The following is a 7,285-nucleotide window of genomic DNA, read 5'->3' on the forward strand; positions in this document are numbered from 1 at the left end:
GGAGCAGAAGACGGTTAAGGGGTGGCAGCGGCCGATAAAAAAGAAAAACACTGGTTAACAAATTAGATTAAACCCTCCTTTCTAGTTGACAAAATAAAAAATAAGCAATATTCTGGCCGGCATGCATATGCACTCATCTCTAGAGGTCTCGTAATTATGTCAACAGAATTTAAATCTCCTTTCGAAGTTTGCTCGGCCTTTAACGAGGAGCAGTTAAATATAATAGCACGCGAGATTTTAGATATTGCAGAGCAGACAAGGCTATCAAACACTGGTGAATACGACGACAGGTATACATTTGAGACAACTTTACATGGAAGACTTAGACAGTTATTTATTAAGCTCAGCCATGATGCCGGAAAACCTTGGCTAACCTTAGCTAGTACAGGCATGGACTACGTGCCCAAACTTAATAATATACCTTTAAGGGTTTTTAGAGATGAGCCTCGCTCTCCCCGCAAAAGAATAAAAATCTTTAACCAGAATGAAATAGAAAAAGGTCAATTAGTCCTTTTATTAGAAGATTATGATGAATATGAACAAAGTAATCAGGATCTCTACTGGAGATTAATGGTCGTAGCTCCAACAGTTATAGGTATTGGAGACGAGATTGTTGATTTAGAAGATGACTTTAAAGTAGCCCTAGCTGGCTATCACCCTATTAATAATTCTTTGGTGTCATTGTGGTATTCGGATGACAGAGTCAACAATAAATTCCAATCCGTTGGAGATAGGTTAATTCAAGAAAAGCCAATCGAGAGAAAACAAGTAGCTTTAAAAATAATAGAAAAACAAAAAACAGAACATTCGGATAAGTAAAAATGAATGAAATTCAAGGTCTGCAAATATATCGCAGCGATAAGCTCCGTTTGGCAAGGCTTGCTAAAGGACTTTCTTTAGATAATATTGGTTCAATTCTCAATGTAACAAGACAAAATGTCTCCAAAATGGAGTCAGGACAAGAGCCTAAAGATTCACAATTTGAGCTGCTATGCAAGGAGCTAGGTGTAGAAAAGAGTTTTTTTTATTCTGAACGAGGAGCACCAGTTGTTGAAGAGCAGTGCCACTTCAGAAGTATAAGAACTAGAACAAAGACAATTACAAACACAGTCATGGCTAGAGCGGAGATTTTGACAAATCTTATTTCTGAAATTGAGAGTTATTACGATTTAAATGATTTTCGAGTAAATTTTGATAATGATTTTGAAAATATTAACGCTGCAAGTATTGAAAAACTATCTGATTTATTAAGGCGAGAATGGGAGTTAGGTTTAGGTCCTATTTCTGACATAACAATTGTTTTAGAAAATGCAGGTGTAATTATTACTACGGTCGATGGGGTTGATGAAAAAGTTGATGCCTTTTCATTATCAACAAAGCGTCCAATTATTATTCGTAATAATGCCAAAAATAATCCATGTAGGTATCGCTTTGACTTAGCACATGAATTAGGTCATTTAATTATGCATGAGGGCATTGATACAGGCTGTAAATTAACAGAAAAACAGGCTAACTATTTTGCTAGTGCTTTCTTAATGCCGAAAGTAACCTTCAGTAAGGCAATAGAAAGCTTTCCAATAACCAGAGGTACTAAGAGCTTAAATTGGAAAAATATCTATAAATTGAAACTGTATTTCAAGGTTAGTTTCAAAGCGTTATTATTCAGAGCCAAGACTTTAGGTCTGGTATCTGAAGATCAGATGCGTTCTGGTTATATGTATATTAATAAAAAGGGATGGGCAAAAGGTGAACCATTAGATGAACAAATTCCATTTGAACAGCCTGCGTTATTGGAATCAATGATTAATGGGATTGGCTTCGGATCATGGAAAAGAGTTTTAGTAAAATTAGGTTTAACTGAGAATGTCATAAAAGAGTTTTTGCCAGACATTAGCTTTCCCGAGAATAAATTGAGAGCAGTAAAATAAGTAAAGTACATGCTTCATGAGATTAAGCTGAATATCTCAACCTCATTTATTTCGCATGATTGCGAGTCAGGGAATTGCGTGCCCAATTCCCTAACAACCCAAGGGCACCCCTTGTGCTGGCCTGCGGCTTCCCAATAAAAATAGTTATCTCAGGGAAATCGAAAAACTCGCTGCGCTCAAACATTCCGATTTCTAATCCTGAGATAACTATTTTTATCGGCAGCACAAAAGGGGATTTGGGAAGTAGCAGTTCGTTTGGTTACTGAAAATAAAGCAAAAAAAGCAGAGCCGAAGCCCTGCTTTTTGAATAACGATTACTTAGCTTGTAACTGAGTGAATAAGGTATGCAAATCCATCACATCCCAATGTTCAGCTAATTTTCCATCTTCAATTCTGAAGATATCAATCGCATCAAACTTATACTCGGCTTGAGTGGCTGGAATGCCCAGCCATTCATTTTCATGGGTACCTGAATAAGTCCCGTAGACCCAAACGAATTCATCATTAGCGATGATGTTTTTCAGCTCATAATGAAAGTCGGGGATAGCGGCAAACCAGTCAGCAAAAAAGGCTTTAAATCCTTCGCTGCCTTGGGCGACGGCAGGGTTATGCTGGATGTAATCTTTTTTCATATATGCATCCAGATTAGAGAGGTCTTTATTAACAAATACCTCGCCAGCAAAATTGCTCAACAAAGTTAAGTTTGGGTTTGTGTTTTGATCAGCCATTGCGTGTGTTCCACTAAATAATAAAGTTGTAAATGCGATGATGTTTAAAAAATAACGTTTCATGATGTTTTCCTTTGAGTTGCTTTTAATTGGCAAGAGAAATACTATGAGTGACGGTATCTTTCCGCAAGAAGGCACTTTAAAGTGCTATACATACTAAAAAGTGACTATAAAATGGAAACAATGGCTTATGGCTGAATGGAATGTCTATAATAAAAACTGTCCCACCCGTTTAGTGCTGGATCGGATTGCGGATAAGTGGACAGTACTTACTGTGGGGGCTTTGGCTGAAGAGACAAAACGCTTCGGGCAGCTACGTCGGGAGCTGGATGGTATTTCACAGAAAATGCTGACGCAAACCCTTCGAGGACTGGAACGTGATGGCCTGGTTAACCGTAAGGTCTATCCGACCGTTCCACCAAAAGTGGAGTATTCATTAACACCGCTTGGGCAAACTCTGATCGATTTATTAGATGGCATTAAAAATTGGTCAGAAGGTAATATTGAGTATGTACTGGAAGCTCAGCAGGCTTATGACACCCTACCGAATGAGTTCTAATATTTATAAAAAACCACTCGTTTTAATTTATTTACTGTTCATTTAATAGAAGTGCTGCTTCGCGTCTTTTATTGCTCAAATAAATCATGGCTATCGCGCCAATCAATAATATAGCCGCAAGATAACGTTCTGCATCAAGGGTGATTACGGCGTTATTCAGCCAGCCAAAGTGGTCAATCAATAAACTCATCATCAATTGGCCGGAGATAACCGAAACGGTAGTGCCTGCGATACCTATTCTCGGCACGGCGAAGACGACAACGACCATATATACCACACCGAATAACGCACCGATAAGTTGCCATTTCGGAGCGGTGAGTAGTGTTTGATCGTGGGGAGATTCAAAAAAGAAAAACAGCAGAAAGGTTATCGCAAAGCCGACAATAAACGTCAGCCATGAGCTGGCGATGACGCCGACTTTATTACCAAGATTACCGTTTATTGAGGATTGCACCGATAAAGCAATGCCGCCGAGTGTAAGCATTAAGATGGTTAATGTGAATGTCATCATGTGTTCCTAACTTAATAACCAAAGAGCGGACAGAATCATGACGATAGCCATGATGCGATAAGGATCAATGGATCGTTTTACCGAGCCCAGTAGACCGTAGTGATCAATGACCAGACTCATGGCGATTTGTCCCAGTAACACGCTGGTCATGGTGACACCGAGACCAACAATGGGCGTGCCAATTGTCAGAAACACTACATACAACGGTCCTAATACGCCGCCAGTTAATAACCATTTGGGTTGATTAAACAATTTGTTGAGATCGGTTTTGACAAAAAAGATCAGGATCAGTGACAAAATAATTGAGCCGATCATAAAGATGGATAAGGTGGCCGCGAGATGACCGACTTGAATACCCAATGGTCCCAGCAATCCGGCTTCAATGGACAACCCCATCCCAGCGATGAGTACCAATAGGTAAATAATGATCTGCACGAATGTCGTTTCCTGAGTAAAAGTTGTGGTGATTGTCTATTGATGCTTAAATTCAATCAATAACGTAAATAACAATAGATAATTGCACTATGAGCATGAATGTTTTGAAAGTATTTGTGGCTGTGGCACAGGCAGGTAGCTTTGTAGCTGCTTCAAGAGTATTGGATTTACCGCCTTCATCTGTTTCACGTTATATCGCTGGATTGGAAAAATCATTGGGTCAGCGGTTGTTTTATCGTCATACTCGAGCGGTCAAGCTAACGGAAGTGGGGGAGATCTATTTTGCTGAGGTCAGAGAAGCACTGATTAGTATTGAACTGGCAACCGAGCTTGCTAAGGGAAGTGCTTTGGTGCCCCAAGGCAATCTAAAAATCAATGCTCCAGTGTCTTTTGGACGATTGCATCTAACCAAATTACTTCACAAGTTTCAGCGACAATATAAAGATATAAACATCGAGCTGGTATTAACAGATAGTTATATTGATCCGATCATCGAGGGCGTGGATGTTGTAATCCGTATTGGGGGAATGGCCGATTCCAGTTTGAACTATAAAAAAATTGCCAATGAAAAGTATGATTTGTGTGCTGCACCTGAGTATGTGGATTCAATGGCTGAGCTGTCAGAACCAAAGGGGCTGATTCAGCATAATTGTCTAATTTATAAGGGCAGTATGGGACGGCGGAGCTGGTTTTTTAGACCCAATGCAGAGGCAAAATTTGAAGGCATTGAGGTCACCGGAAATTTATATAGTAACAATGCCGATATTCTGGTTGATGCGGCCGTTGCAGGGCAAGGAATTGTGTTGTTCCCACGCTGGCTGATAAGCAAGTATCTTCAATCCGGTGAATTGGTGCCTTTACTACAATCATGGGAAGCATCAGAAAAAGCCGAACCACAAAAGATTTATGCGCTTTATCCAGCGAATCGGTTGAAATCTTCTAAAGTCAGATATTTTCTAGATGCTATGTCAGGCTACTTTGGCGAAGAGAAACCGTATTGGGATGCGTAAAATCAATTAAAAAATAGTCATTTATGCTTCAGCTAGCGTCATGGCTTGCTGGTAATTTCTCAAACCCATTTTATCAATTAACCCTAGCTGTTGTTCCAACCAATGGGTGTGATCTAGTTCGGTATCTTCCAGTTGTTTAAGTAACATCTGGCGTGTTTCGTAATCATCTTCTTTTTCACACAGCGCGATACCTTCCCGCAGATTTTTGACCACAGCGTATTCCAGATCCAGATCGTTTTGCAGCATTTCCGGTACGGTGTGACCTACACGTAACGGTTCGCGGTGTGTCAGGTCGGGCATGCCTTCCAGAAACAAAATACGCTTGATCATCTGATCGGCATGGTCGGTTTCATCCTGCATTTCATGAGAAATACGGTTATATAATCGTGTCAGCCCCCAGTCTTCGTATATTCTGGAATGAATGAAATATTGGTCCATCGCGGTCAGTTCACCGGCGAGGAGGTTATTAAGTAAATCAATGACTTTTTGGCTGCCTTTCATAAGCGTTTTCCTTTTGGTAATCAAGTTTGGGCTGAGGCGTTATTTTATGTAAAGCTTGACTCATCAACTGGCACTTGTCACGGGTATTTGCCAATTTAAACAAATTTGTACGGCAAAGCTTGCAACACACTTAAACCAAAATCCGTTTTGTGATTTCAAACATACAAATTGACAGAATTGTTACATTTCTTTACATTATGCAAATCTAAATCACTATCATTTAGCTTTAATAAATCGTTTGGGAATCTGTAATGTATCCATCTGTTCAAAAAAACCGGTTGTTTTGTGCCCCGGCCGTCTTAGCTATGTTCGTATTTACAGCTAATGCTATCGCTGAAGAAACCGAAGAAAAGTCTCTGGATTTGCCGACAGTAGAAGTAACTTCGACTGGTGCTGATTCGTTAGGTTATATCGAGCTGGAAGAAGAACCAGTTGTTGGTAAATTAAATGTGCCGATAATGGATCAGCCATTTTCGATGTCTATTATCGATGATGATTTCATGAAAGATACTGGGGCAAAAAATATTCAGGATGCTCTACAGTATACCTCCGGTGTTTACTCTGGCGCATTTGGTGCTGATACCCGAATCGATAGTGCTAAAGTCCGCGGTATTTCCCCTGGCCTTTACCTTGATGGTTTAAGACAACTCTATGGTTCGTATAACAGTGTTCGAACCAACGTTTATGCATTGGAAAGTATTGAGGTACTGAAAGGACCTTCATCCATGTTATACGGACAGGGGGATCTGGGTGGGGTTATCAATTCGGTTTCAAAATTACCAAAAGCTGAACAGCAAGGTGAGATATGGGGGCAATATGGTTCTCACAATCGTAAGCAGATTGCATTTGATGTGACTGGCCCTGCGACAGATGACGGCAAACTGCCGTATAGAGTTGTTGGTTTACAACGAGATGCTGATACTCAGGTCGATCATGTTGAAGATGATGGTTATGTAATTGCTCCATCTATAACGTGGCGTCCCACAGATGACACAACATTTTCTTTCTTATTAAATCGCCAGGAAAATAGAGGCCAGGTTTCTGCTCAGTTTTTGCCACAAACCGGCACACTTGATCGAGGACCTTTAGGTTATGTCGGTTCAGAAACCTTTGTTGGTGAGCCTGACTGGGATAGATATGATAGAGAGAAAACGGAATTAACTTTCTTTTTTGATCACAAATTTAATGATATTTGGTCATTTTCTACTACCGCTCGTTACACAGAATCTAGTACCAAAACTCGCGAGCATTGGGCCAGGGTGGGAGCAGTTGTTTCTCCTGAAGGCAATATTGCACGAAGTATTCATACAGCTGATCGTCAAACTAGAATTTTTAATCTGGATACGCGTCTTTCAGGTGTCTTTGATTTGGGTATAACCCGTCATAACCTAATTATTGGCTGGGATAGACAGGATGCATTATGGGAGGAAGAAAATTATATTTCTAATTCAACCGGTGGTGGAATTATTAATCTTTATGATCCGCAATACGGAAACTTAAATACTGCAGCCCTAGCGAATCCGGTAGATCGTGATGATAATGAAATACAACAAGTTGGTATCTACCTGGCTGATCATATTGAAATTGGGAAAGTGGTTTTATCGGCTGGGATA

Annotated in this window: 9 protein-coding genes; 5 read left to right on the forward strand and 4 right to left on the reverse strand. The window is 40.1% G+C overall.

What is annotated here, in order from left to right; all coding sequences use genetic code 11:
* Positions 1-156: 156 nt before the first annotated feature.
* Together B3182_RS08285 and B3182_RS08290 are read left to right on the forward strand one after the other, a co-directional pair.
* A complete protein-coding gene (locus B3182_RS08285) occupies positions 157-819 on the forward strand; it encodes a hypothetical protein (RefSeq protein ID WP_292358473.1) in 663 nt (220 codons plus the stop codon).
* Positions 820-821: 2 nt separating this feature from the next.
* On the forward strand, positions 822-1,928 hold the full coding sequence (locus B3182_RS08290) for a helix-turn-helix domain-containing protein (protein ID WP_292358471.1): 1,107 nt from the start codon (positions 822-824) through the stop codon (positions 1,926-1,928).
* Positions 1,929-2,242: 314 nt separating this feature from the next.
* Here B3182_RS08290 and B3182_RS08295 read toward each other — a convergent pair whose 3' ends face one another.
* The gene (locus B3182_RS08295) at positions 2,243-2,719 is read right to left on the reverse strand and encodes an ester cyclase (protein ID WP_292358469.1); all 477 of its coding nucleotides are present in this window, start codon (positions 2,717-2,719) and stop codon (positions 2,243-2,245) included.
* A 127-nt stretch (positions 2,720-2,846) separates the two neighbouring features.
* Between B3182_RS08295 and B3182_RS08300 the strand changes: the two genes are divergently transcribed.
* Complete coding sequence (locus tag B3182_RS08300; RefSeq protein WP_292358467.1) at positions 2,847-3,215, forward strand: winged helix-turn-helix transcriptional regulator; 369 nt, start codon at positions 2,847-2,849, stop codon at positions 3,213-3,215.
* Positions 3,216-3,246: 31 nt separating this feature from the next.
* Here B3182_RS08300 and B3182_RS08305 read toward each other — a convergent pair whose 3' ends face one another.
* Together B3182_RS08305 and B3182_RS08310 are read right to left on the reverse strand one after the other, a co-directional pair.
* Positions 3,247-3,726, reverse strand: a complete 480-nt coding sequence (locus tag B3182_RS08305) for a DMT family transporter (protein ID WP_292412777.1) — start codon at positions 3,724-3,726, stop codon at positions 3,247-3,249.
* 6 nt (positions 3,727-3,732) lie between these two features.
* Positions 3,733-4,161, reverse strand: a complete 429-nt coding sequence (locus tag B3182_RS08310; protein ID WP_292358464.1) for a DMT family transporter — start codon at positions 4,159-4,161, stop codon at positions 3,733-3,735.
* Between the two features lie 89 nt (positions 4,162-4,250).
* On the opposite strand from B3182_RS08310, the gene B3182_RS08315 reads away from it, so the two are divergent.
* Positions 4,251-5,171: a LysR family transcriptional regulator gene (locus B3182_RS08315; protein WP_292397685.1), complete on the forward strand. Its 921-nt coding sequence runs from the start codon at positions 4,251-4,253 to the stop codon at positions 5,169-5,171.
* Between the two features lie 21 nt (positions 5,172-5,192).
* Here the strand turns inward: B3182_RS08315 and bfr are convergent, their stop codons facing one another.
* Positions 5,193-5,672 (reverse strand): bacterioferritin, encoded by a 480-nt coding sequence (bfr, locus tag B3182_RS08320; RefSeq protein WP_292358461.1) that lies wholly within the window; start codon positions 5,670-5,672, stop codon positions 5,193-5,195.
* A gap of 305 nt (positions 5,673-5,977) precedes the next feature.
* On the opposite strand from bfr, the gene B3182_RS08325 reads away from it, so the two are divergent.
* A partial coding sequence (locus B3182_RS08325) for a TonB-dependent siderophore receptor (RefSeq protein WP_292752308.1) occupies positions 5,978-7,285 on the forward strand: 1,308 nt, incomplete at its 3' end.

Origin of the sequence: Methylophaga sp. UBA4204 (assembly GCF_002379485.1) — a bacterium.
Taxonomy (GTDB): domain Bacteria; phylum Pseudomonadota; class Gammaproteobacteria; order Nitrosococcales; family Methylophagaceae; genus Methylophaga.